Here is a 25,000-nt window from a genome sequence, read left to right on the forward strand (position 1 = left end):
AGCGCTCCGTGCGAGCTCGCGCGCAAACGGGCGCGCGCGAATCAGGCGTTGGGTGGGTTCTGGGCGCGACGGACGGAAGCGCTGTTCCGCGGGTCTCCGAAGGACTTACGGTCCTCAGGGATATCGCGCTGCAAACATAGCAGGCTGGGACTTACGGTAAAGGCGACCGTTTGTCTAACCGGTCGTCCTATTCGTCCGACGGCTGGATCGCGATCGACAGCGAGTTCTCTTTTGAGCCGCTGACCTGCAGCACGAAGGGGCTGGCAGCGAGGTCATATTTCATGGTCTTGCGGATGCCGTCGCAGTCGGTCGCGCCGCTGAACGCCTTGGGCTTCAGGAAATGGCCGTCCTGCACCAGGTCGACCCAGGCCCCGGCCGACAGGCTGACGGTGTAGAGCCCGGCCTTCGGTGCGGCCTTGAAGCTGGCGAACCCGGCGAAGGTGCCATCCTTCGGTGCACGCTCCGGCGGGCTCGGCAGTTTGGCGTCGCCGGGCGCGACAAGCGCCAGCGTGATGGCGGTCGACGGCAGCGCGGCCTGTTCGCTGCCCGAGGCAAGCCTGGCGCGATCGGGCGCGGCGAGCGCGGCGCGTGCGCGGTCGATCGACCATTTGAACTTGTCGCAGCCGCTCGGCTCTTCCGCCGCGAAGGCGGGAACTGAGGCAAGCAGGAGCGCGATGCGGCGAGGAGCGATTTGCGCATGACTGGTCCAGTGCAATTGTGACGGATGAAACTAGATCAGCGGCCCCGATCCATCGCTCGAACGCGCTTACGGCGCGACGACGCGAGATCATAACGCAGTTCAAGCCGGCCGGAAAAGCCGCCTGACAAAGATGTTATTGCTCTGAATATTACTGCCTGGCGTCGGCTGCGTTCAGCACCGTCTTGCAGGCCGCCGGCATCTGCGCCAGCGTCATCGGCGGGCGCGGTTTCGGCGGCTTCGGCGGAGGCTTTGGATGCAGCACCGAGTCCTTGAACCAGAAGGCGAGATCGGACGGCTTGCAGCCTTCGCCCTCCGATTGCGGCTTCTGCCCCTCGCATGCGGGGCTGCCGGACGGACACCGCATGCGGATGTGGAAGTGGTAGTCGTGGCCCCACCACGGCCGGATCTTCGACAGCCAGCTGCGGTCGCCCTTGGCCTCGCGGCACAGCGCCTTCTTGATTGCGGGATTGACGAAGATGCGCTGCACCGCCGGCTCCCGCGCCGCGTCGCGGAGGACCAGAACATGACCGGGCGTGAAGACGCGCGGATCGATATCGAGCCGGTCGTCGCGCACCATCATCACCGCCGACATCTCCTCGCGGTCCTCGCGCGACAATTTGCGATCCGGCATCGGCGTCAGCCAGATGTCGGCGTCGAGCCCGATCTGGTGGCTGGCATGACCGGAGAGCGCGGGACCGCCGCGCGGCTGGCCGATATCGCCGACCAGGATGCCCGGCCAGCCGGCGTCTTTGTGCGCGTGAGCCGCCAGCCGCTTCAACAGCGCGATCATGTCGGGATGACCCCAATAGCGGTTGCGCGACAGGCGCATCACCTGCCAGGTGTCGCCGTTGAGCGGCATCTGCGCGGCGCCGGCGAGACAGCCCTTGGTGTAGCCGCCGATCGATTGGGTCGGCAGCGCCGCCGGCAACACCTTGCGCGCGAACAGCTGCTTCGCCCCGATCTTCGGATCGTCAGGGCTGGCGAGCGGCGGCAATGGCTGCGGATTGAGCGAGCCCTTGTCCTGCGCACGTGCGGAGATGGTGCAGGCGACGAGGGCGGAGATCAGGAGCGGGATCAGACGCAGGCGGGATGTCATTCGGATCACTCTGTCTGCGCAAGGCTAACATGGATTCGAGGCAGGCCAACCGCGCTTTCATCCCATTTGCTTGATCGCCCACAAGGCGGGTCCAAGATGACCCGCGGCTTGCCGGCTCGCATGTGATCCACGCCACTTTACAAGCGCGCCGCTCGCGGCATCATGCGCGCATAATTTCAGGGCAGGCGTGATGACGACGAGCGTATGTTGCGTACGGCTGGCATGTGCCGCCGTGATTGCCGCGTCGACATTGGCACTCTCTCCGGCGCAAGCCGACATCGTCGTTCACATCGATAAATCAGCAGCGCATGGCGGTCAGCGTCGACGGCGCGATGCGCTATAACTGGCCGGTGTCGACCGGGCGCCGCGGCTACGGCACGCGGATCGAGATCACCAACTGGTGTCGCAGCACGGCGTGAATCCGGTCGCGCCTTTACCGCGTGATAACCCTGTCACACGCTGGCAAACATTGATGCGCTTGCCGCGGTTTCGGCGCATTCACTGTGCAGGCCGATGTTGGTTTACCCTTCCTTCACCACGCTCCGGCGCTTCCACGCTGCAAATCTGCGCGCAGCGACGCTTGCGCAGCATCAGCCCCTCGCGTTTGGCGTGAACTCGCCCGCAAAGCAGGCAGTTACGGCTTTCTCAGGCAGCGCAGCTATTCGCCGAGAGATACCAATTTTTCAGACACTTATCGCAGAAGTGTCGTCGAACTGGAATGCGCGTGGGGCGTGCGATACCGATGATGCGGCCGAAAAAGATCAAGAAGCCGAAACAGGCCAAACTGTCCGGTCCTCGTGGCCGCCGGGTGAGGCCGATGCCGACGATGTCCGGCAGTTCGCGCCGCACCGCCGTCGAGATCGGCGAACTGGTGCGCCAGCGCGCGCAGGCCGATGCCGCGATCGCCGAGGCCCGGAAGTCCAATGCGCGGCTGCGTGAGGCGATCGACATCCTGCCGCAAGGCATCGTGTTCCTGGACGCGGAAGGCCGCTACACCCTCTGGAACAAGAAATACTCGGAAATCTACAAGCGCAGTTCCGACCTGTTCGAGCAGGGTGCGCGCCTGGAAGACACCATCCGCGTCGGCGTCGCGCGCGGCGACTATCCCGAGGCCGCCGGGCGCGAGGAAGAGTGGATCGCCGAGCGGCTCGAGAGGATGTACCGGCCGGGCGAGCGGCACGAGCAGGTGCTGGCCGATGGCCGCGTGGTGCTGATCGAGGAGCGGCTGACCTCGGATGGCGGCATCGTCGGCCTGCGCATCGACATCACCGAACTGAAACAGCGCGAGGCCTCGTTCCGCCTGCTGTTCGACGGCAACCCGGTGCCGATGATCCTGTGCGCGCTCGACGGCGAAAAGATCCTCGCGGTCAACGACGCCGCGATCGCGCATTACGGCTATGTCCGCGCCGAATTCGAGAAGATGACGATCAGGAGCCTGCAGGCCTTCGACGCCGAGCTGCCTTGGGCCGCAGGGCGCAGCAGCGACGAGCAGGCGGCGCGGACCTGGAAGCATGTGCGCGCGGACGGCACGCTGATCGACCTGGCGATCTATTCGCGCCAGCTGATGCATGGCGACCAGCCGGCGATGCTGCTCGCGCTGATGGACATCACCGAGCGCAAGCGCGCCGAGGCGCGGCTGGCCTTCATGGCCCAGCACGACAGCCTGACCGGCCTGCCGAACCGCAATCTGCTGCGCCAGCAGATGGAGGACATGCTGCAGCACACCCGCCGCTCGACCGACAAGGTCGCGGTGCTGATGCTCGGGCTCGACAATTTCAAGGCGGTCAACGACACGCTCGGCCACGGCATCGGCGACAAGCTGTTGCGCGGGGTCGCCAAGCGGCTGCGCTCGACGCTGCGCGAGGAAGACGCGCTGGCCCGGCTCAACTCCGACGAATTCACCATCGTGCAGGGCGGCGTGATGCGGCCCGAGGACGCGGTGCTGCTGGCGCGGCGGATCCTGGATGCGATCGGCGAGCCCTATCTGCTCGATGGCCATTCGGTGGTGGTCGGCGCCAGCATCGGGATCGCCATGTCGCCCGGCGACGGCGAGGATTCCGAGAAACTATTGAAGAGCGCCGACATGGCGCTGTCGCGCGCCAAGAGCGAATTCCGCGGCACCTTCTCCTTCTTCGAGGCCGAGATGGATGCGCGCGCGCAGAGCCGCCGCAAGATCGAGATCGATCTGCGCGGCGCGATCCAGAATGAAGGCCTGCGGCCCCATTACCAGCCGCTGGTCGATCTCACCAGCGGACGCATCACCGGCTTCGAGGCCCTGGTGCGCTGGCCGCATCCGGAGCGCGGCATGATCTCGCCCGGCGAGTTCATCCCGGTGGCCGAGGAGACCGGCCTGATCAATCCGCTGGGCGCGCTGATGCTGCGTCGCGCCTGCATGGACGCGGCGCAATGGCCCGACGACGTCCGCGTCGCGGTCAATCTGTCGCCGCTGCAATTCCGCACCGGCAACCTGCTGGCGCTGGTCACCGACGCGCTGCGGCAATCCGGCCTGCCGGCGCGCCGGCTCGAACTCGAGATCACCGAGACGCTGCTGCTCGAGAAGAGCAGCCAGGTGCTGGCGACGCTGCATGCACTCCGTGCGCTCGGGGTGCGGATGTCGATGGACGATTTCGGCACCGGCTATTCGAGCCTGAGCTATCTGCGCAGCTTTCCGTTCGACAAGATCAAGATCGACCAGTCGTTCGTGCGCGACCTCGGCGCGAACCCGGACGCGCAGGCGATCGTGCGCTCGATCGTCAGCCTCGGCGTCGGGCTCGGCGTCACCATCACCGCGGAGGGCGTCGAGACCGAGGCGGAGCTGAGCTGCCTGCGCGCCGAAGGCTGCCACGAGGGCCAGGGTTTTCTGTTCAGCCGTGCCCGGCCGAACGCCGAAGTCATCAGCCTGCTGAAGGCGCAGCGCGTCGCGACGGCGGCGTAGCGAAGTCGCCGCCACCGCGTCATTGCAATGAGCAGGAACGGCGTCGAAAGTTCACCTCTCCCTTGGGAGAGGTCGATTTGCGCAGCAAACCGGGTAAGGGGTTACGGTCTATCGAAAGAGCAAGAGCCCTCACCCGGATTGCACCGAACGATGCTTCGCATCGCCGAGAGCAACCCGACCTCTCCCCGACGGGGAGAGGTGAACCGAAATCGCGGCAAGCCGATTCAACCAAAATTCATCCCGCTCTAGTTCGACGCGCCTGTCTTCCGCCTCAAGTGATAGGTCAGCGCGAGCGCCACGCAGTGGCGCAGCGCCGCCTCCGGAAGCTTGCCCGCGACGTCGAGCAGGATCGCGCGGTTGCCGCTGTAGCTGAGCTCGGGATAGAGCTCGCGGAAGGTCTCGACCAGATTGGTCTGGCAATGGAAGTAGACCGCGACCTGGTCGGCGGCGGGCTTCACCTGATCGATCCGGATCGTGCTGCCGCTGCCGGTCTCCGGCGTGAGGTAGCTCGGCTGCCCCCATTTCAGCGTCTCTTCCAGCGCGCCGACGCCCCCCGTGGCCTTCGCGGTGTCGAAGATCAGCCGGCGCAGCGCCAGCAGCTTGGCCTTGATCGGGGCAGGGTATGCGTCGAACAGCGCATCCGCCGCTTTCGCTTGCGGTCGTCGTGAAGCCTTGCTGGTCGATGTTGCCGGCTTGCGCATGGAGGGCTCCGCGAGGACGACGTCTCGCGTCAATCTACCATAGCGCCTTGAAAGTCACGTGGCCCGCCGCTCAGGCCGCGTTGCGCAGACCGGCGAGGAACGTGTCGACGCTGTGCGACAGCGCGGAGGCGTGATCGCCGAGCTGGCTGGAGGTATCCAGCACGTTGCCGGTGAGGGCGCGGGACTGGCCGGCGGCTCCGCTGGCGCCCGCGATATTGGCGGAGACCTCGACGGTGCCGGAGGATGCCTGCTGCACGCTGCGGGCGATCTCCCGCGTCGCCGAGTCCTGCTGCTCGACTGCGGCCGCGATCGCGGTGGCGATGCCCGAAATCTCGCGGATGGTGCCGCTGATGTCGCCGATCGCGCTGACGCAGTTGCCGGTGGCGGACTGGATCGCGCCGACCTGGCCGGCGATCTCGTCGGTCGCCTTCGCGGTCTGGCTCGCCAGTTCCTTCACCTCGGCGGCGACCACGGCAAAGCCGCGGCCGGCCTCGCCGGCGCGCGCCGCCTCGATGGTGGCATTGAGCGCCAGCAGATTGGTCTGGCTCGCGATCGCGCTGATCAGGCGCAGCACGTCGCCGATCTTCTCCGCGGAGGCGGCAAGGCTCGTCACCATCTCGGTGGTCTCCATCGCCTTGGCCACGGCATTGTCGGCGACGCGGCTGGAATGGGTTACCTGGCGGCCGATCTCGGTGATCGAGGAGGCCAGCTCTTCGGTGGCGGCTGCGACCGCATTGACGCTGGCCGACGCCTCCTCGGACGCGGCGGCTGCCGCTGCGGTCCGTTCGGAGGTGCCGTTGACGCTGGTGGTGATCTCGCCCGCGACGCGCTGCATGGCGCTCGACGACTGCGCGACGGCGGCGACCATGCCCTTGACGTCGGCTTCGAAGCGGTCGGCCATCTGCCGCTGCAGCGCCTGCTTGTCGGCCTCCTGTGCATCGCGCAGCGAGGAGGTTTCGAGCATGCCGCGGCGGAACACGTCGACCGCCTTGGCCATCGTGCCGAGCTCGTCGCGCCGCTCGCTGCCGGGGATCGTGACGCTGGTGTCGCCGCTGGACAGCCGGTTCATGACCGCGGTGATCGCGGTCAGCGGCCGTGACAGGCCGCGGCCGAGCAGGAACGCGAGCAACACGGCCGCGGCCAGGATCGCGACGGTGCCGAGGATCAGATTGCGCTGCGCGCTCGCCGCGGCGGCTTCATAGTCGCTGGTGTCCTTGATGATCTCGAGCACGGCGACCGGCTCGCCGGCATAGTTTTTGATCTGCCCGAGATAGAGCTCCACCGCATGGCCGTCGAGCTTCGCATCGCGCAGCAGGGCTGCGCCGTTCATCACGCCCTTGAGCTCGTCCTGGGTCGCGACCACGGTGTCGCCGAAGGTCGAGGACAGCCGCCTGAAGCCCTTGCCGTCGAAGGAATGCACGGCGAGGTCGATCCCGAAGCGCTTCTTGGCGCGGTCGACGAATTCCTTGCCGAAGGCGGCGCCGACGTCGACATTGGCGATGCTCTTGCCGTCGCGGATGATCGGGGTCATGCCGAAGATGCCGAGTGCCTCGCGGCCAGGCTCGACGCCGACGATCGATCGGCCGCTCCTGATTGCCTCGACCACGGTCGTGCGGCGCCCGGATACGTCGTCGCCGAAGACCTTGGGCGCGTGCACGCGATAGAACGACAGCGCCGGGGGTGTCTGGAAGGTAATCAGCGGGATGCCCTGCGCGATCAGTGCCTTGTTGGCATCCCCGAGCAGCGCCGCAAGGGCGTCGCGATCGTTCCTGACGATCGCGTCGCCGACCGGCGGTAGCGCCGCGATGGCGGAACTGACGGCCAATGCCGCGCGACCTTCGTACTCGATCGCTGCAATCACGCTGTCATATTGCAGCTTGAGCTGCTGATCGAGCGCGAGCCGCGTCAGCGTGCGCTGCTGGCTGATGCAGAAGCCGCCGAGGATGGCGCAGGCGACTGCGACGGTCAGCGAAATCGCCAGGATCAGGCGGGCGGCAATCGATCGAAGCTTGAACATGGTACCGGTGGAACTCCAGGCATTAGCGGCGGGCGGAAAGTCTCAGAAAAAGCTTAACAACCGGATGTTGTTGCCGCCGGTATTCGTGCCGCGATCATTGCGGGCGGTGCGACTTTCGTACTGTCCGGCTAAAGCGCAATGAGATTGGGTTGAAGCAGTCGGACCGCAGACTCGCTTCGCCTCTCCCGCTTGCGGGGGCGGTCGAGACCAGCGAAGCTCGCTCTTAGGCCGACGCGCCCCGAGCGACGCGGAGCGTCGTCCGGAGCGCGGCGGGTGGGGCTCTCTCCACGATGGCATTCGCGGCGCTACCCCCAACCCCAGCCCTCCACGAGCGAGAGAGGAGCGCATCGTCCTCGCGGTCGTTAGGGCGCGTACTCATAAACGCCAGCGGGCCGATGTCCGCTTCCGGAGAATAAGCAGACACCGCGAAGCCACCTTGAAATCGGTCGAGAATGACCCAAGGCGGAAGTCGCAATCGCTTCACTCAAAATTGAGCACTCGCGCTAACGGTTGACGACGCAGTCTGTTGCAACCTAATGCTACCTATCGATGCTTGCGCCGTACACAGGTTACTCATGAGCTTGGCTCGTAACGTAGTTCTTACCGCGGTTCTTCTCGCCATGAGCGCAGCGGCAATATTGTTGTTCTTTACTCCTCCGGCTGCATGTCCCGGATGGCATTTGCGAGATGCAGTCCAGACGTCACTTTGGCTTATGTTGGCTGGGGTGGACCGGTCCGACGCTGGCGTTCGCGTGCTTCATCGTTCTTCGCTGGGACTGGTGCATAGAAAAGTCCCTAGAAAGAACGACTAAGACGAACGAACAGTTCTTGGTGCCCGTACCGTACATTCTGACATGTATGTGTATTCTTTCCGCCGTGGTCGCTCAGCTTCCTCTATTTCAGATCATTGATTGTGCGACCAGATGAGCGGTCTCCTGTCAGTCCGCTATTGGCCCTTCTCGGAAGTGCCGCGCTGGCTATTAAAGGTCCGGTGCCGGGAGTGAAGCGGACGTCGCGATCGCGCGTTCCGACTTCCGAATTTGACCCATATGCGACATCAGCCCAAAGCGGAAATGCGGTCTGAATTACCTACTGCTTTGGGACAGCTTCATTCGGTGTCCGACGACAATTCCCAAAATAATGCTCGCAAGCAAGAACAGCGGTGAAGCGAGCACCACCAGAAAGAGGGAGTCCGGGGAACTGTTGTAATCCGTTCCAAGGGTACCGTAGCTAAAGTACACCGCCAAAGTAGCCAACAGCACCATCGCGGCGAACGACACGACTGTAGTCCCGCATCCTACGGCAACTCTCATCAACCAAGTCGGCATGCAACACCTTCAAAAAGGCTGCCTCAGTTGGCGGCCTCTTTCATATCAGGTCAAGCCCGCGATGTCGCATGTGGCCCATAGCTGACGGTCTGAATGACCTTCGAGAACGTCCGCTCTCCGAAGTGAACCGAAGTCCCTGGATTCGGTCGCGATCGACGGCTTTTGACCTAAAGCAGGCTTCCTTCTCAATGCGGCTAGCCGCAATCAGTCCTTCGCGATTTGCGTGTGAACGAGCCTCGAACATTGACCTCTCTATCGTTCGTGGGATCAATTCCTTGACGCGTAGATCGGCCTTGAGACCCCGCGCCGACCACCGTAGAGTTGAAGATCTGCAAACCAGCGACGAGTTGCGAGCTCAGCGTAGGGGAAATTACTGCGTCTAAAACTGAGAATAGCTCTTCCTGTTGGCTCCTCGCATAGGTGACATCGTCATGAGCATGGGTCTAGACCGCAAACCGCGGGTACGCCGGACGACGCCGCCGTCGGAAAGTGTCGTTGCGAGCTGGTACGGGAACGCCAGTTTACTCGATAGCTACAGCATCGACCTGGGTGCATCGGAACAGCCGAGCATGCGCGAACTAGCGACGCGGACACTCGTCAATCCACCCGCGTGGCAAAAGGGGTTGATCGCGCTGCGCGACGCCATGGTTACGCCCTTTGGCATCAAAACCTCCGATACCGTCAGGACGTTCCCGGACAGCCATGAACGGGTGGACTTCTTCCCGGTGCACTGGGAGGGCAAGGACGAAATTGTGCTCGGTACGGATGATCGACACCTGGACTTCCGGCTATCGCTGCTCCGGCGCCATTCTCCAACAGGCACGTTGCTCATCGCGACAACCGTTGTGCACACCCACAATGCCCTGGGCTTCACCTATCTCAACGCGATCAGGCCTTTTCATCACCTCGTGGTCAGGGCCAACCTGGCGCGCTGTGCACAAACATAAATGCAGTAGAGCTGTATGGCGGATTCATGAGCACACGCCCGGGTTCAATCTGACGTCATCCCGCTCTAGGTCGTGTGGACTCTAGGGATTCCCTTTTAGGAGCAAATCAGATTCAAGGCTGCCTTTGGGGAGGCAGTCTTGGGTGTGCTGGACCGTTTGGTTTTGAGCGATGCGGCATGGGAACGAATGGCGCCTCTGATTATAGGTCGGCCTGACCAGAAAGGCTCGACCGGGCGCGACAATCGGATGCTCGTGGAAGGCGTGCTTTGGATCGTTCGTACGGGCGCTCCCTGGCGTGATCTGCCTGAAGCATTCGGGGACTGGAACAGCGTCTTCCGTCGCTTCAGTCGTTGGAGCCTCAAGGGAGTTTGGTGGCGGATCTTCGAGGTGATGTCCGATGATCCGGACTTCGAATATCTGATCGTCGATTCCACCATCGTCCGAGCCCACCAGCACGCTGCCGGGGCCAAAAAAGGGGGTCTGAAGATCAGGCGATCGGCCGCTCGCGCGGTGGTCTGAGCACCAAGATTCACATGGCCGTTCGGGGCTTGGGATGTCCCGTACGGTTCACGCTGAGCGCAGGTCAGAAGGGCGATGCGCCACAAGCGGCTGCTTTGCTCGAGGGATTACCAGCCGAGGTCGTCATGGCCGATACAGCCTATGACGCCGATCATTTGCGCCAAGCCATCGCCGCCAAGGGAGCACTCGCCGTCATCCCCAACAATCCGTCACGGGCACTCAAATATCCGCTCGACAAGCATCTCTATGCCCAGCGTCATCTCGTGGAGTGCTGCTTCTCAAAACTCAAGCAATTCCGCCGCGTCGCAACCCGCTTCGAAAAGACCGCCCGAAATTACCTTGCCGTCGTTACCATCGCAGCCACCGTCCTATGGATGCGGTAAGTGTCCACACGACCTAGCGCGTCGTCGGCGGAGCGGAGAGATTGCCCGAAAGGATCGCCTTGCCGGCGTCCTCATACTGGGTGTCGCGGGCCTGGATCTGCTGCGCGATCGCATGCATGTCACGAAACCGTCGCTCGAACGGATTCTTCGCAAACACCGCCGTGGCCCCCGACATGTGATAGGTGATGTCGACCACCGCGGCGGACTGGTGGATGGTCCAGGTCGAGGCGATGCGGATCGCGATGCGATGTGCCTCGCTGATCGGATCGCCGCGGGCGAGATCGCTCCAGACATCGTGGGCGGTCGCATACAGATAGGCGCGCGCGGCGCGCAGGCTCGCCTCGGTGCGGCCGATCTGGCCCTGCACGGCGTTGTTGTCGCGCATCGCCTTGAGGCCCTGCGGGGTCTTAGCCCGCGCGAGCTCGGTCGCCGCATCCAGCATGGCGCGGGCGACGCCGAGCGAGGTGGCGGCAAAGCCCATGCTGAACACCATGTTGGTCGAGAGCTTGTAGAGCGGCCCCGGCTCGCGGCACGCGGCCGGGTCGTCGCGCAACGCGGCGAACTTTTCCGGAATGAAGAGGTCGTCGACCGAATAGGAATCGGTGCCGGTGCCCTTCAGGCCGATCACGTCCCAGACGTCGTACATCACAGCCTGCGATACCGGAAACAGGATGGTGCGGATTTCCGGCGAGCCGTCGGCCTTCTTGCGCGGTGAGCCGTCGGCCTCGACGACGCGGACATGGGCGCCGAGCCAGCTTGCCTGCCGCGAGCCGGAGGCGAAATCCCAGCGCGCACTGGCGCGGTAGCCGCCGGGCTCGGCGCGCACCTCATGGGCGATCGCGCCCCAGGCCAGGATGCCGGGCGCGGTGTTGAAGATCGCGTTGGCGGCGTCGGGCTCGAGATAGGCTGCGGTCATGGCGCAGACGCTGCACTGGCCGAGGCACCAGGCCGTTGAGGCATCGGCCTTGGCGATCTCCTCCTGCATCTGCATGAACGCGTCCAGCGTCGCCTCGGCGCCGCCGAAGCGCTTCGGCAGCAGCGCGCGATAGAGCCCGTTCTCGACCAGGGCCGCGGTGACGGAAGGCGTCAGCCGCCGCGTCCGTTCGATCTCGTCGGCTTCGCTCATGATCAGCGGCGCCAGCGCGCGCGCCCGCTCGACAAGGTCTACTCCCTGCGGCTTGTTCATGCGTGTCCTCGGCGCCCCTTCTGACGTTCTTGTTGGGCGGGGCAGGCGATGGTGGCCCATCCGGCAGGAGAGGGCAAGGCGGGGCGGCGCTGGCGCAGATCAGCTATCCATCGCGGCCGCGCGCGCGATCGACCCATGCATCCGCGCTCAGGCGGCGGCGCGGCCGAGATCGAGCGACGGCTGGCGCTTGGTCGAGAAACTCAGCGCCACCGCGACCGCGGCAAGGCCGATCGCGAAGGAACCGGCGTGCAGCCACGTGTAGCCATGGAACGTGTCGAACACGTATCCGCCGGCCCACGGCCCGAGCGCCATGCCGAGGCTCGCAAAGGCCGACACCGCGCCGAACACGGTGCCCATGATGCGCGCGCCGAAGAACTCGCGCACCAGCACGGCATAGAGCGGCATCACGCCGCCATAGGCGAGGCCGAACACCACCGACAGCGCGTAGAACTCGCCTAGCTGCGCCACTGCGAGATAGGTCGCGATCGACAGCGCCTGCACCAGAAGGCCGCCGACCAAAACCGGCTTGGCGCCGAGCCGGTCGGCCAGCACCCCGAGCAGCAGGCGTCCGCCGAGCCCGGAGAAGCCGGCGAGGCTGTAGACCGTGACCGCGGTGAGCGGCGCGATGCCGCACACCATGGCGTAGGACACCATGTGGAAGATCGGGCCCGAATGCGCCGCGCAGCAGGCGAAATGGGCCAGTGCGAGCGTGATGAATTGCGGCGTGCGCAGCGCCTGCGCCACGCTCCATTCCGCTTGCGGTGGATTGCCAGCCGTTGGGATCGCGACGGTCGTTCCCTGCGGCGCCGGGCGCACCAGGAACGAGGCGGGAATCAATAACGCCCACGCGGCGATGCCGATGACGAGCATCGCGAAGCGCCAGTCATAGGCCGTGATCAGCCAGCTGGCGGATGGTGCGACCGTCAGCGGCGAGACACCCATGCCGGCCGACACCAGCGCGACGGCGAGGCTGCGATGATTGTCGATCCAGGCGCTCGCGAGCGCCATCATCGGCGCATAGAAGCTGCCGGCGGCGATCCCGATCAGCACGCCGAAGCAGAGCTGGAATTGCCACAGGCTCTGCGCCTGGCTTGCCGTCACGAGGCCAAGCCCGAGCAGCAGGCTGCCCGCCAGCACCACGATGCGGGTGCCGAAGCGGTCGGACAGCGCGCCCCAGGCGAACGCCGCAAAACCCATGCAGAGGAAATCCAGCGTCGCGGCGGCCGATACGCCGGCACGCGACCAGCCCATCGCATCCGAGATCGGCTGCAGGAACACCGCGAGCGACAGCATGGTGCCGAAGCCGACGCAGGTCATCAGCGCGCCCGCGCCGACGACGACCCAGCCATAGTCGAACCGAGCGTCCTTGCTCATGCGCTTCCCCGTCTGCGCGGTTCTTGTTGGTCCACGCTTGCCGGGATGGTGGCGCATCCGTCCGCCGCGGGCAAGCTCGCTTGCTCGTGAGCGGATGTCGCGCCGCGCATGGCTCGAAGCTGTGCGCGCGCAGGTCAGCCAGGGTTTGGGGTCTGACGGAGAGGGCCGGCGGTCAGGCTAGCCGCAGTTCCAGGCGCGTCCGATCGGCGTCCAGCTCCAGCACGGGCCGTAGCTGCCACCATTGTAGCGCCCGCCGCCATGGAAGCCGGGCCGGCCGAAATAGTGCCAATCGCCGCCATACCAATATTGCGGCGAAAAGTCCGGGTAGCCGCGGGCGGCGCCGCGCGGACCGAGCACCGGAATGGTCTGGTTGGGCGGCTGCCGGTAGCCGGGCAGGAAGCCATAGCCATGCCAGCGGGCGGTCTGCCGCTTCTTCGAGGAGGCGGCAGAACTCAGGTCCGGCTGCAGCAACGCGAGGATGACGATCGAGAGAGACAGGATGCGCAACATGATGGGAGCTTAGTCGGGCCGCTGCGCCGTGGCGATTCAAATCATGGTGCGTTTTGTTGCCGGGACAAGAATGGGCAACAAGCGCGCCTGCGACAGCGTGTCAGCTATCGGGCTACTTTGCATGGGGTTGTTTTCGAGATTTTCGATTAGGGCCGGGCCGGCGTGGTTGTCGTCAAGCCGGCGACAGTCCGTGTCGTCGCCTCAGCTGTCCACCTTGAGCGCGGCGATGAAGGCTTCCTGCGGGATGTCGACCTTGCCGAACTGCCGCATCTTCTTCTTGCCTTCCTTCTGCTTCTCCAGAAGCTTGCGTTTGCGCGTGATGTCGCCGCCGTAGCACTTCGCGGTGACGTCCTTGCGCAGCGCGCGGACGGTTTCGCGCGCGATCACCTTGCCGCCGATCGCCGCCTGGATCGGGATCTGGAACATGTGCGGCGGGATCAGCTCCTTCATCTTCTCGACCATGGCGCGGCCGCGGCCCTCGGCGCGGGTCCGATGCACCAGCATCGACAGCGCGTCGACCGGCTCGGCGTTGACCAGGATCTGCATCTTAACCAGGTCGGCCGGCTTGTAGTCGGTCAGATGATAGTCGAACGAGGCGTAGCCTTTGGAGACCGACTTCAGGCGATCGTAGAAATCGAACACCACCTCGTTGAGCGGCAGGTCGTATTTCACCATCGCGCGGGAGCCGACATAGGTGAGCTCCTTCTGCGCGCCGCGGCGGTCCTGGCACAGCTTCAGCACGCTGCCGAGATATTCGTCGGGCGTGAGGATGGTGGCCTCGATCCACGGCTCCTCGATCTCGGCGATCTTGACCACGTCGGGCATGTCGACCGGGTTGTGGATCTCGAGCTCGGTGCCGTCGGTCAGCTTCATCTTGTAGATGACGCTCGGCGCGGTCGCGATCAAATTGAGGTCGAACTCACGCGACAGCCGCTCCTGGATGATCTCCAGATGCAACAGCCCGAGGAAGCCGCAGCGGAAGCCGAAGCCGAGCGCAGCGGAGGTTTCCATCTCGAAGGAGAAGCTGGCGTCGTTCAGCCTGAGCTTGCCCATCGCCGCGCGCAGCGTCTCGAAATCGTCGGCGTCGACCGGGAACAGGCCGCAGAACACGACCGGGATCGCCGGCTTGAAGCCCGGCAGCATGTCGGTGACCGGCTTCCTGTCGTCGGTGATGGTGTCGCCCACTCTCGTGTCGGCGACTTCCTTGATCGCCGCGGTGATGAAGCCGATCTCCCCGGGGCCGAGCTCCTCGACCTGCTGCATCTTCGGCGTGAAGAAGCCGACGCGCTCGATGTCATAGGCAGCGCCAGTGCCCATCATTCGGATGCGGCTGCCCTTCTTCATCACGCCGTCGACGACGCGGATCAGGACGACCACGCCGAGATAGACGTCGTACCAGCTGTCGACCAGCAGCGCCTTCAAGGTCGCGTCGCGGTCGCCCTTCGGCGGCGGCAGGCGGGTGACGACGGCCTCCAGCACGTCGGGCACGCCGAGGCCGGTCTTGGCCGAGATCATCACGGCGTCGGAGGCGTCGATGCCGATCACGTCCTCGATCTGCTGCTTGACCTTCTCGGGCTCGGCCGCGGGCAGGTCGACCTTGTTCAGGACCGGCACGATCTCGTGACCGGCGTCCAGCGCATGGTAGACGTTGGCGAGCGTCTGCGCCTCGACGCCCTGGCTGGCGTCGACCACGAGCAGGGAACCCTCGCAGGCCGCCAGCGACCGCGAGACCTCGTAGGCGAAATCGACATGGCCGGGCGTGTCCATCAAATTGAAGATGTAATCCTTGCCGTCCTTGGCGCGGTAGTTCAGCCGGACGGTCTGCGCCTTGATGGTGATGCCGCGCTCGCGCTCGATATCCATCGAATCGAGCACCTGCTCCTTGCCCGCCATTTCGCGATCCGACAGGCCGCCCGTCATCTGGATCAGGCGGTCGGCAAGGGTCGATTTGCCATGGTCGATATGGGCGACGATGGAGAAGTTGCGGATGTTCGAAATCGGGGCAGTTGTCATGGGGCGCGGGATAGCATCCGCACCCCCGCGCGGGCAACCATATTGCGGTATTTTGCAGGGGTGTGACGGCGAATCACGGCCGTGTTTCAGTCAGATCCGCCATGATCGATTTTAGGGCACGTTTCTGCTAGGTCTTTCGGCCCAAAACCGTGGACCTGACGATGCGCTGGACCCTTCTCGCCGTCGGATTGCTCGCCGTGTTGTTCGCAGCGCCGGCGGCCGCCGACAAGCGTGTCGCGCTGGTCGTCGGCAATTCGACCTATCAGAACGTGTCGCGGTTGCAGAATCCGAAGGACGATGCAGAGCTCCTGGCCGACACGCTGCAGCGGCTGGGCTTTGCGCTGGTCGGCGGGCAAGCCCAGGTCGATCTGGACAAGGCCGGTTTCGATGCCGCGATCCAGCGCTTCGGCAGCCAGCTGATGGGCGCGGACGTCGCGCTGTTCTATTACGCCGGCCACGGCATCCAGGTGCGCGGAACGAATTATCTGGTGCCGGTCTCGGCGAACCCTGTGCGCGAGGTCGATGTCGATTTCCAGATGGTCGATGTCGGCCTGGTGCTGCGGCAGATGGAAGGCGCGGGCACGCGTCTCAACATCGTCATCCTGGACGCCTGCCGGAACAATCCGTTCGGCGGGCGCGGCTTGCGCGCCGCCGACGGCGGCCTTGCCCAGATCCGCGCGCCGGAGGGCACGCTGTTGTCCTACGCGACCCAGCCGGGCAACGTCGCGCTCGACGGCGATGACGGCCACAGCCCCTACACGCGCGCCCTCGTCGACACCATGCAGAAGCCCGGGCTCGACGTGCTGCAGGCGTTCAATCAGGTCGGCCTCGTCGTCAAGCGCGCGACCGGCAGCGCGCAGCAGCCCTGGGTATCGACCTCGCCGATCGACGGCTCGTTCTATTTCGCCGGCAACGCGCCGGCTCAGGTTGCAACCGTCGATCCGCCGGCAACGGCGATCCGGCCGCAGCAAAGCCTGCCGCCGCAAAACGTGCCGCCATCGGCACCGCCGGTGGTACGAACGCAATCGGACTTCATCATTGCGGATTCCGACAGCCGCCTGCTGTCGGAGAGCGATCTCAGGCTGCTCAGCGCGATCTGCGGATCGCGCGCAATGACATCTTCGCGCGGCGCGGGCGCTACTTCAACGCGCCCGACCTGACCGCGCGATTCAGCAGGTTCGTATGGTACGTGCCCCGCTCATGGGATCCGCCGCTCAATGCGATCGAGAGCGCGAACGTCGCGCTGATCGATCGCTTCGAATCCGGTGCTGGCGCTGCGCCGAGCGGATTCATCTTCCCGGATTCCGACCGGCGTCTGCTGACCCCTGCCGATCTGCGGCGTTTGTCGCGGGATGAGTTGCGGATCGCGCGCAACGAGATCTTCGCCCGCAGGGGACGCTATTTCGATTCCGCCGATCTCAAGGCGTATTTTGCGCGCTTCCCTTGGTATGCGCCGAACAGCTGGAATCCGAAGCTGAACGCGATCGAGGAGGCCAATATCGCGCTGATCGATCAGGCTGGAAAGCGCTGAATGGCCGCGCGCGGCACGGCCTGCATCGTTGCCTTGCTGGCGCTGCTGACGCCGTTTGCGCACGCGCAGAGCAAAAGCGAATTGCTCGACCGCCTGGTGCGCGCCTATCCGGACGCGCTGTCCGGCCATGACGACACCACGATCACCTGGCGCGACGGCACGGTGATGCCGGTCGACGACGGCGTCGCCGGCAAGCCGTTCGATCAGATGCTGCGCAATGCCTCGATCCTCGACCAGATGCGGCAGTCCTATCCGTCCGGGCCAGCAGCGCCGCCGGCCCCGAACGTCGATCCCGGCCGCTTCCGCAACGAGGCCTTCTTCAAGAAGATGTACGGCGACTGTCATACGGCGGAGGTTAGGCGGAACCTGGTGACGATCACCTGGCTGCCGCGGTCCTGGGGCAAGCCGGTTCAGGTCACGCGGGTCAACGGCGTGGCCGAGCGCCTCAAGCAGGTCTCCGCCGAGATCGACGCGCTCGATCCGGCGCTGCGCGCCGCGGCCTTTCCGATCGCGGGTGTGCTATCTTGTCGCGCCGTCGCCGATACCGGGCGGATGAGCATGCATGGCTATGCGGCCGCGATCGACCTCAACCTGAAAGTCTCGGATTACTGGCTGTGGGCGGGCAAGGGCAAAACCATCCCCTACAAGAACCGGATGCCGCGCGAGATCGTCGACATTTTCGAGCGCCATGGCTTCATCTGGGGCGGCAAGTGGTATCACTACGATACCATGCATTTCGAGTACCGGCCCGAGCTTCTCGAAAAATGAACCGGCCGGCTGGAGGCATTCTCACGCCAAGCTGATTACACTGGCCACAAAAACGCGCTAAAGCGCGATGAAATGCTGGTGAGCACTCACTCATCGCTCCTTCCGCTTCCATTCGGCATGATCCTTCCGGGAAACCGCTTTCCACGTTTCCGGGTCATGCCTCAGGCACAGGCCATGTCGACCGCCACCACCCTCCCTGCCGCAAGGCGTACGACCCGCAGACTGACGATCCGGCGGATCGCCGCCTGGATTGCCTCGCGCGCCACCGATCCCAAGACCAGCCTGTGGCTGGTGATCGGCTTCGCATTGGTTCACGCGGTGCTGTGGACCCTGATCCTGGTCAAGCTCAAGGCTGCGCAGGACGTCCATATGGACGTCGCGGAGGCCTATGCCTGGGGCCAGCGCTTCCTGCTCGGCTATGGCAAGCATCCGCCGCTGTCGGGCTGGATCGCGGGGGTCTGGTTCAGGATCTTCCCCGTCACCAACTGGTCGACCTACGCGCTCGCGATGGCAACCGTCAGCTTCGCGCTGGTGGTGTGCTGGCTGATTGCGCTGCGCGTCGTCGATCGCCGCCGTGCGTTCTTCATGGTGGTGATGCTCGCGCTCTACCCGATCTTCAATTTCAAGGGCTTCAAATACAACGCCGACCTCGCGCAGCTGGTGCCGCTGCCGCTGTTGGTGCTGGCCTATCTGAACGCGTTCGAGAAGCGCAGCTTCAAATCGGGGCTCTGGCTCGGCTTTGCCGGCATGCTGGCGCTGATGACCAAATACTGGGTGGTGACGATGATCGGCGCCGTCGGGCTTGCCGCGCTGATCCATCCGCAGCGGATGCAATTCCTGCGCTCGCCGGCGCCATGGGTTGCGATCGGCACGATGATCGTGACGATGATCCCGCATCTGGTGTGGCTGGAGGAGGTGAACTTCGTGCCGTTCACCTATGCCGGCGACGTCTACGCGCTGTCGAGCCGCGAGCTCAATGTCCAGCTCGTGATCGGCTACATCGTGCACAATCTCGGTCTGCTCGCGATTCCGACCGTACTGGGCCTTGTGGCGCTGCTGCTGGGGTCGGTGCCATGGCGGCCTTCGGACGTGCTGGCGCGGATCTGGTCGCGCGGACCCAATCCGGCCGTCAATCTTCCGCAGGCGCTCAACATCTGGATCATCCAGCTGATCGTCGCGATCGGGCCGCCGCTCGGCGCACTGGCATTCACCGTCTATATCAAGACCGATTGGGGCATCCCGCTGTTCTTCCTGGTGCCGCTTGCGCTGGTTGCGATCCCCTCGTTGCGTTTCCCCCGGATGGCGCTGTTCTCGATCACGGCAGTCTGGTTCGTGGCCACGATCATCACGCTGATCGCCGCGCCCAGCATCGCCACGCAGGAGATCGCGTCCAACCGTGTCGGTGGCTCGACCTACGCCGCGCGCTCTGAATTGGCGCGCGAGCTCACCCAGACCTGGCAGGACAGATTCCATTCGCGCTGGGCGGTGGTTGTCGCACGCTCCGACATCGGCGAGCCGATGACGTTCTACAGTCCGGATCATCCTGCCTCGCTGGTGCCGGGCGAAGCGTGGTCGTCGGGGCTGACGTCGCTCGACGAAGCCAAGCGCCTCGGCTTCATCGGCGTCTGCGACACGACCGATCCGGTGTTCCTGCAGCCATGCGAGGCATGGATGGCGGAGCATGCCAAGGATGCCGAGCCGCTGGTGATGAACACCATGCGCTTCTTCAACGGCCATCCCGGCCCGTCGACGGTGTGGAAGGTCTATCTGGTGCCGCCGGCGAAGTAGCCATTTCCAGGCATCGGTGCCGTGCCGTTTCCCGTCATCCTGAGGTGGCCGCTTCTTCAGCGGCCCTCGAAGGATCGACGGCCACTGGCGGGCCGTGCATCCTTCGAGGCTCGCTCCGCTCGCACCTTAGGATGACGGAGAGAGTAGCGGCGAAGGATCGTCTTACGTGCCTTCTTCGTTGAACTTGCTGGCGACGAGCTCGGCGATCGCGTCGAGTGCCTGCTGCGCCTCGTCGCCTTTCGCGGAGACCACGACCGTGGTGCCGGGCCCTGCGGCCAGCATCATCAAGCCCATGATCGAGGTGCCGCCGACGGTTTCGCCGCCGCGCGTCACCCAGATCTCGGCGTTGAAGCGCTCGACCAGCTGGACGAACTTGGCCGATGCCCTCGCATGCAAGCCGCGCTTGTTGACGATCAGGAGTTCGCGCGAGATGGCGCCCGCTGGCACGCCCGGGCCGACATGGTTTTCGCCCGGGGCCTCGCCGCTCATTTGCCTGCGAGAACGCGGCTGGCGATGGTGACGTATTTGCGGCCGGCTTCCTGCGCCATCGCGATCGCGTCGGGCAGCGAGCGCTCCTCGCGAACCTTGGCAAGCTTGACCAGCATGGGAAGATTGATGCCCGCGAGCACTTCCACCTTCGGGCGGCTCATGCAGGAGATCGCAAGGTTCGACGGCGTGCCGCCGAACATGTCGGTGAGGATTGCGACGCCGTCGCCGCTATCGACGCGATTCACCGCCTCGATGATGTCGCTTCGACAGAGATCGGAATCGTCCTCGGCCCCGATCGTAATCGCTTCAATTTGTTTCTGCGGACCCATGACGTGTTCGAGCGCGGCTCTGAACTCGTCAGCAAGGCGCCCATGGGTCACCAGCACTAGACCAATCATCGGAAACTCCTCGCGGGCGCCCTTTGGTGCACCGCACGAACGCGCCACTTTGACCATCCAGAGGCCCTGCGCAAGAGGGCATCTTGGCTAGTCTCCCGGTTCCTGGCGGTAGAGAGGGGAGGCTGCGCCGGCAAAATCCGACGCGATAGTGGATGTGATATGGTTACCAATTCCCTTCCCACAATTGGCCGCAAGATTACGGGAGGATGAACTTTCAGGTTGTCGTCAGCGCAGCGACAACCAGCGGCAGGGGTTGGAAGCCGGCCGGCACAGGAATTCGCGGTATTAAAACACCATTAAGGCGGGTCTTGAGCGCCTCGGGCGGCGCTAGCCGCTCGGCATCGTCGGCGGCAAGGTCGACGATCAGGCCGACCACGGCCTCACCTGCGAACGGACAATGGCGGATTCCGAGGCCTCGGATCTCGATCAGACCGGCCAATTGCTGTGCCGGGCGAACCCACAATTGTTCGCCGGCTGTGTCGAGATGGACACGGTCATCCCCCACTAAAATGGCCGGCGGAAGCGCTCCGGTGCGTCCAGCGAGAATCAGATCGAAGGCCAGGCGCGACTTGCCGGCGCCCGACGGACCCCGGATCAGCACCGCACGCTCGCCGACAAGAACGGCGGATGCGTGCACGCTTGAATTGTCGCTCATAGTGTCGGCAGCCTGACCACGAAACGAGCGCCGGCGACCGTGGGCTTGCCGTCTTCGTCCGCAGGGCCCGGACGGTTCTCGGCCCAGATGCGCCCGCCATGCGCTTCGATGATCTGCTTGGAGATCGAGAGCCCAAGGCCGGAGTTCTGGCCGAAGCCCTGGTGCGGCCGGTCGGTGTAGAAGCGCTCGAAGATCCGCTCCAGCGCGTCCTCGCCGATGCCGGGCCCGTCATCGTCGACCACGATCTCGACCTCGCCGCGGGTGCGGCGGCAGACGATGCGCACCTTGTCGCCCGGCTTGGAGAACGATTGCGCGTTCGACAGCAGGTTCGAGATCACCTGGCCGAGCCGGGAATCATGGCCGGGCACCGAGAGCGTGTCGGTCGGTCCACGGCCTTCGAAGCGGACTTCGACGGCGACGTCGTGGCCGAGCCGGGTCTCGTTGGCGACGCTGGTCAACGTGGTCAGCAGCCGGCGCAGATCGACGGGCGCCATGTCCTGGCGCTGCAATTCGGCGTCGAGCCGGCTCGCGTCGGAGATGTCGGAGATCAGGCGGTCGAGCCGCTTGACGTCGTGCTCGATCACGGCGAGCAGCCGCGCGCGGCTGTTCTCGTTGCGCGCCAAGGGTAGCGTCTCGACTGCGGAGCGCAGCGAGGTCAGCGGATTCTTCAGCTCATGGGCGACATCGGCGGCGAACATCTCGATCGCCTCGATGCGGCTGTAGAGCGCGTTGGTCATGTCGCGCAGCGCGCCCGAGAGATGCCCGATCTCGTCGCGGCGTCCGGTGAAGTCGGGAATCTCGACGCGGGTCTGGATGCGGTGGCGGACGCGCTCGGCGCCGTCGGCGAGCCGCCGCACCGGCCCCGCGATCGTGCTCGCCAGCAACAGCGACAGCATGATCATGACGGTCGATGCGACCCCGCCGATCTTGAGGATGGCGAGGCGCTCGGACATCACCAGCTGGTCGATGTCGTCGCCCTGGGTGGTCAGCATCAATGCGCCGCGCACGGCGCGGAAATGCTGCACCGGAACGGCAACCGAGACGATGATCGCGCCGCGCTCGGTGACGCGCACCGCGCTGCCCTTCATGCCCTCGAGCGATTGCGCGACCTCGGAATAGCCCTTGCCGCCTTCGGGGCCGAGTTCGCGGTAGATCGGCAGGTCGCCGCGGTTGAGCCAGGTCTTGATCGTGGCCTTGGTCTTCTCATACAGCGACGGCTTCTCCGACGGCGGCGGCAGCTCCATGCGCAGCACGTCGCCGCGCGCGAACAGGTTGCGGCTGTCGAGGATCAGGCCGCCGTCGCGGTCGAAGATGCGGGCCCGCGTCTTGGTCGGCGCGATCAGGCGGCGCAGGGTCGGCGCGACGCGCTCGGGGTTGATCGGGAAATCCGCCGATTCATCCGGCTGGCCGAAGCTCTCGCCGGGCTTGAGGTCGAGCAGCCGGTCGGGATCGATGGTGACGGTATTGCCTTCGACGGTCGCAGACGCCGCGATCGCCTCCGAAATGATCTCGGCATAGACCAGAAGGCTCTGCGTGCGCGCCTCGATCAGGCCGGCGCGGAATTGCGAGAGATAGAGGATGCTGGCGACCAGCGCGACGAGGCCGGCCAGGTTGAGCGAGACGATGCGGCGCGTCAGGCTCGAGAACGACAGCGCGAAGAAGAACTGTCCGGCGCGGCGCACCCAGCCGAGCGGACGGCGCCAGCCTTTGTCCCGCGCCAAATCGTCGGCCACGGCCTCTTGATCGAGGAGCTGTGACGCGTCCTCGGTGTTCAGTCCCTGCTCGAGCTGCGTTCGATCAAGCACTGGCAAAGCTGCCGGTTGGTATGGATGTCGTCCCGCGAAGCAGGTCCTCGCCCAAGCTTACCCCAGCCGTGCGGGGCCTGTCAGTTAACAAGCCGCTCCGGAAGCGCAGATCAGGCTTCCTTGAAGCGATAGCCGACGCCGTACAGCGTCTCGATCATCTCGAAGTCGTCGTCGACCACCTTGAACTTCTTGCGCAGCCGCTTGATGTGGCTGTCGATGGTACGGTCGTCGACATAGACCTGGTCGTCATAGGCCGCGTCCATCAGCGCGTTGCGGCTCTTCACGACGCCGGGACGGGTGGCGAGCGCCTGCAGGATCAGGAATTCGGTCACGGTGAGCGTCACCGGCTCGTTCTTCCAGGTGCAGGTGTGGCGTTCCGGATCCATCCGCAGCAGGCCGCGGTCGAGCGCGCGGGCGTCTGGCTCCTTCGGTGCCGCGGTCGGATCCTTCGGCTGGCCGCGGCGGAGCACGGCCTTGACGCGTTCGACCAGCAGGCGCTGGGAGAACGGCTTGCGGATAAAATCGTCGGCGCCCATCTTCAGGCCGAACAATTCGTCGATCTCCTCATCCTTAGAGGTAAGGAAGATCACCGGCAGGTCGGACTTCTGGCGCAGCCGGCGCAGCGTTTCCATGCCGTCCATGCGCGGCATCTTGATATCGAGGATCGCAAGATCGGGCGGTGACGTGCGAAACCCATCCAGCGCTGACGCACCGTCCGTGTAGGTCATGATGCGATAGCCTTCGGCTTCGAGCGCGATCGAGACCGACGTGAGAATGTTGCGGTCGTCGTCGACCAAGGCGATTGTGGGCATGAGCTGCTTTCACAATGAGAGTGGCTTAGACGGCGGGCACTCTGGCGACTCGCCGTAGAATATGGGCTCGAACGCGGTCAACGAGCAATGCAAGCTGGGCTGAAGTGTGACCGAGTTCCGCAAAAAACGCTCTGCGACCCACGCGTTGGACCCCCATATAGCACCCTGAGACCGTGAGAAAAGGCTCTTTTTTCAACGGGAACCGGCCCGATTCGCCTCCAAAATGACCCGATAGGCCCATGCAACCGACCGCCGACTTCGACCCCGCCCACCTTGCCCGCTCCCTGCTCCGCCGCAGCCGTCAAGGCGCGCTCGCCACGCTGATGGCCGGTTCTGGCGATCCCTATTGCTCGCTGGTCAATCTGGCCAGCCACCCCGACGGCTCGCCGATCCTGCTGATTTCCCGGCTGGCGCTGCACACCAGAAATATCCTGGCCGACAACCGCGTGTCGCTAATGCTGGACGAGCGCGCCGAGGGCGATCCGCTGGAGGGGGCCCGGATCATGCTGGCCGGCCGGGCGGAGGAGGTCGCGGAGGCCGAGCGGGAGCTTGTCCGGCGGCGCTACCTTGGCGCCCATCCCTCGGCGGAAGCCTTTGTAGAGTTTAAGGATTTCTCGTTTTTCGTGATCCGGCCGGGCGGCGCCCATCTGGTGGCCGGGTTCGGCCGGATCGTCGACCTCGAGCCTGCCCAGTTTCTGACCGACCTCAGTGGAGCCGAAGCGCTGCTGGAGGCCGAGCCGGGCGCGGTGGCGCATATGAACGAGGATCACCGCGAGGCCATGAACCTCTACGCCACGCGGCTGCTGGCTGCGGAAAGTGCCGACTGGCTGTGCACCGGCTGCGACCCCGACGGCATGGACATGCAGGCCGGCCGCGACACGCTGCGGCTCGATTTCCCCGAGCGGGTCAGCAACGGCACCGAGCTGCGCAAGATGCTGGTGCGGCTCGCCGGCGAGGCGCGCGCCAAGGGATAGAGGAGGGATAGGGAGCACGGCCTGTCGGCACCGAGCGGCGGTGCTGGTGCGCGACGAGGCATGGTGTCGCA

20 protein-coding genes and 1 pseudogene are annotated in these 25,000 nt (G+C 65.0%); 8 read left to right on the forward strand and 13 right to left on the reverse strand.

The features are described from left to right. Positions 1-187: 187 nt before the first annotated feature. Positions 188-691: a hypothetical protein gene (locus tag HAP47_RS04445; protein WP_173640663.1), complete on the reverse strand. Its 504-nt coding sequence runs from the start codon at positions 689-691 to the stop codon at positions 188-190. A 157-nt stretch (positions 692-848) separates the two neighbouring features. Then, positions 849-1,796, reverse strand: coding sequence for a penicillin-insensitive murein endopeptidase (gene mepA, locus HAP47_RS04450; protein ID WP_173639275.1), 948 nt, complete (start codon positions 1,794-1,796; stop codon positions 849-851). An 826-nt stretch (positions 1,797-2,622) separates the two neighbouring features. Here mepA and HAP47_RS04455 point away from each other — a divergent pair. Next, positions 2,623-4,731, forward strand: coding sequence for a putative bifunctional diguanylate cyclase/phosphodiesterase (locus HAP47_RS04455; protein WP_231168943.1), 2,109 nt, complete (start codon positions 2,623-2,625; stop codon positions 4,729-4,731). Positions 4,732-4,976: 245 nt separating this feature from the next. On the opposite strand, the gene HAP47_RS04460 is transcribed toward HAP47_RS04455, so the two are convergent. Beyond that, positions 4,977-5,432: a DUF1801 domain-containing protein gene (locus tag HAP47_RS04460; protein ID WP_173639273.1), complete on the reverse strand. Its 456-nt coding sequence runs from the start codon at positions 5,430-5,432 to the stop codon at positions 4,977-4,979. Positions 5,433-5,502: 70 nt separating this feature from the next. Then, positions 5,503-7,449 (reverse strand): methyl-accepting chemotaxis protein, encoded by a 1,947-nt coding sequence (locus HAP47_RS04465; protein WP_173639272.1) that lies wholly within the window; start codon positions 7,447-7,449, stop codon positions 5,503-5,505. Between the two features lie 1,759 nt (positions 7,450-9,208). Between HAP47_RS04465 and HAP47_RS04470 the strand changes: the two genes are divergently transcribed. Then, on the forward strand, positions 9,209-9,724 hold the full coding sequence (locus HAP47_RS04470; protein WP_173639271.1) for a DUF2867 domain-containing protein: 516 nt from the start codon (positions 9,209-9,211) through the stop codon (positions 9,722-9,724). Between the two features lie 186 nt (positions 9,725-9,910). Further along, a pseudogene (locus HAP47_RS04475) lies at positions 9,911-10,626 on the forward strand (IS5 family transposase). Positions 10,627-10,639: 13 nt separating this feature from the next. On the opposite strand, the gene HAP47_RS04480 reads toward HAP47_RS04475, so the two are convergent. The 4 genes from HAP47_RS04480 to lepA form a co-directional block, all read right to left on the reverse strand. Continuing rightward, positions 10,640-11,812 (reverse strand): acyl-CoA dehydrogenase family protein, encoded by a 1,173-nt coding sequence (locus HAP47_RS04480; protein ID WP_173639269.1) that lies wholly within the window; start codon positions 11,810-11,812, stop codon positions 10,640-10,642. A gap of 147 nt (positions 11,813-11,959) precedes the next feature. Next, positions 11,960-13,186 carry an MFS transporter gene (locus HAP47_RS04485; protein ID WP_173639268.1) on the reverse strand — a complete coding sequence of 409 codons (1,227 nt, stop codon included), beginning with the start codon at positions 13,184-13,186 and terminating at the stop codon, positions 11,960-11,962. Positions 13,187-13,363: 177 nt separating this feature from the next. Continuing rightward, positions 13,364-13,696: a hypothetical protein gene (locus HAP47_RS04490; RefSeq protein ID WP_173639267.1), complete on the reverse strand. Its 333-nt coding sequence runs from the start codon at positions 13,694-13,696 to the stop codon at positions 13,364-13,366. A gap of 201 nt (positions 13,697-13,897) precedes the next feature. Beyond that, a complete protein-coding gene (lepA, locus tag HAP47_RS04495) occupies positions 13,898-15,709 on the reverse strand; it encodes a translation elongation factor 4 (protein WP_173639266.1) in 1,812 nt (603 codons plus the stop codon). A gap of 161 nt (positions 15,710-15,870) precedes the next feature. Here lepA and HAP47_RS04500 point away from each other — a divergent pair, with 161 nt between their 5' ends. From HAP47_RS04500 to HAP47_RS04510, 4 genes are all read left to right on the forward strand, one after another. Next, a complete protein-coding gene (locus HAP47_RS04500; RefSeq protein ID WP_173639265.1) occupies positions 15,871-16,869 on the forward strand; it encodes a caspase family protein in 999 nt (332 codons plus the stop codon). Next, positions 16,827-17,240: a YARHG domain-containing protein gene (locus HAP47_RS41520; protein WP_371821797.1), complete on the forward strand. Its 414-nt coding sequence runs from the start codon at positions 16,827-16,829 to the stop codon at positions 17,238-17,240. The genes HAP47_RS04500 and HAP47_RS41520 overlap by 43 nt, the downstream gene beginning before the upstream one ends. After that, complete coding sequence (locus HAP47_RS04505; protein ID WP_173639263.1) at positions 17,241-18,008, forward strand: M15 family metallopeptidase; 768 nt, start codon at positions 17,241-17,243, stop codon at positions 18,006-18,008. Positions 18,009-18,182: 174 nt separating this feature from the next. Further along, complete coding sequence (locus HAP47_RS04510; RefSeq protein ID WP_173639262.1) at positions 18,183-19,796, forward strand: glycosyltransferase family 39 protein; 1,614 nt, start codon at positions 18,183-18,185, stop codon at positions 19,794-19,796. Positions 19,797-19,958: 162 nt separating this feature from the next. Here HAP47_RS04510 and HAP47_RS04515 read toward each other — a convergent pair whose 3' ends face one another. The 5 genes from HAP47_RS04515 to HAP47_RS04535 form a co-directional block, all read right to left on the reverse strand. Then, on the reverse strand, positions 19,959-20,285 hold the full coding sequence (locus tag HAP47_RS04515) for an HPr family phosphocarrier protein (protein WP_173639261.1): 327 nt from the start codon (positions 20,283-20,285) through the stop codon (positions 19,959-19,961). After that, the gene (locus HAP47_RS04520; RefSeq protein ID WP_021076632.1) at positions 20,282-20,683 is read right to left on the reverse strand and encodes a PTS sugar transporter subunit IIA; all 402 of its coding nucleotides are present in this window, start codon (positions 20,681-20,683) and stop codon (positions 20,282-20,284) included. Before HAP47_RS04520 ends, HAP47_RS04515 begins: the two co-directional genes overlap by 4 nt. A 214-nt stretch (positions 20,684-20,897) precedes the next feature. After that, complete coding sequence (locus HAP47_RS04525) at positions 20,898-21,338, reverse strand: HPr kinase/phosphorylase (protein WP_173639260.1); 441 nt, start codon at positions 21,336-21,338, stop codon at positions 20,898-20,900. Beyond that, positions 21,335-23,143, reverse strand: coding sequence for a sensor histidine kinase (locus tag HAP47_RS04530; protein ID WP_173639259.1), 1,809 nt, complete (start codon positions 23,141-23,143; stop codon positions 21,335-21,337). The genes HAP47_RS04525 and HAP47_RS04530 overlap by 4 nt, the downstream gene beginning before the upstream one ends. Before the next feature lie 110 nt (positions 23,144-23,253). Continuing rightward, positions 23,254-23,955 carry a response regulator transcription factor gene (locus tag HAP47_RS04535; RefSeq protein WP_016843287.1) on the reverse strand — a complete coding sequence of 234 codons (702 nt, stop codon included), beginning with the start codon at positions 23,953-23,955 and terminating at the stop codon, positions 23,254-23,256. A 239-nt stretch (positions 23,956-24,194) separates the two neighbouring features. On the opposite strand from HAP47_RS04535, the gene HAP47_RS04540 reads away from it, so the two are divergent. Next, positions 24,195-24,929: a HugZ family pyridoxamine 5'-phosphate oxidase gene (locus HAP47_RS04540; RefSeq protein WP_173639258.1), complete on the forward strand. Its 735-nt coding sequence runs from the start codon at positions 24,195-24,197 to the stop codon at positions 24,927-24,929. The last annotated feature ends 71 nt before the right edge of the window (positions 24,930-25,000 follow it).

The organism is Bradyrhizobium sp. 41S5 (assembly GCF_011516665.3).
Lineage (GTDB): Bacteria > Pseudomonadota > Alphaproteobacteria > Rhizobiales > Xanthobacteraceae > Bradyrhizobium > Bradyrhizobium quebecense.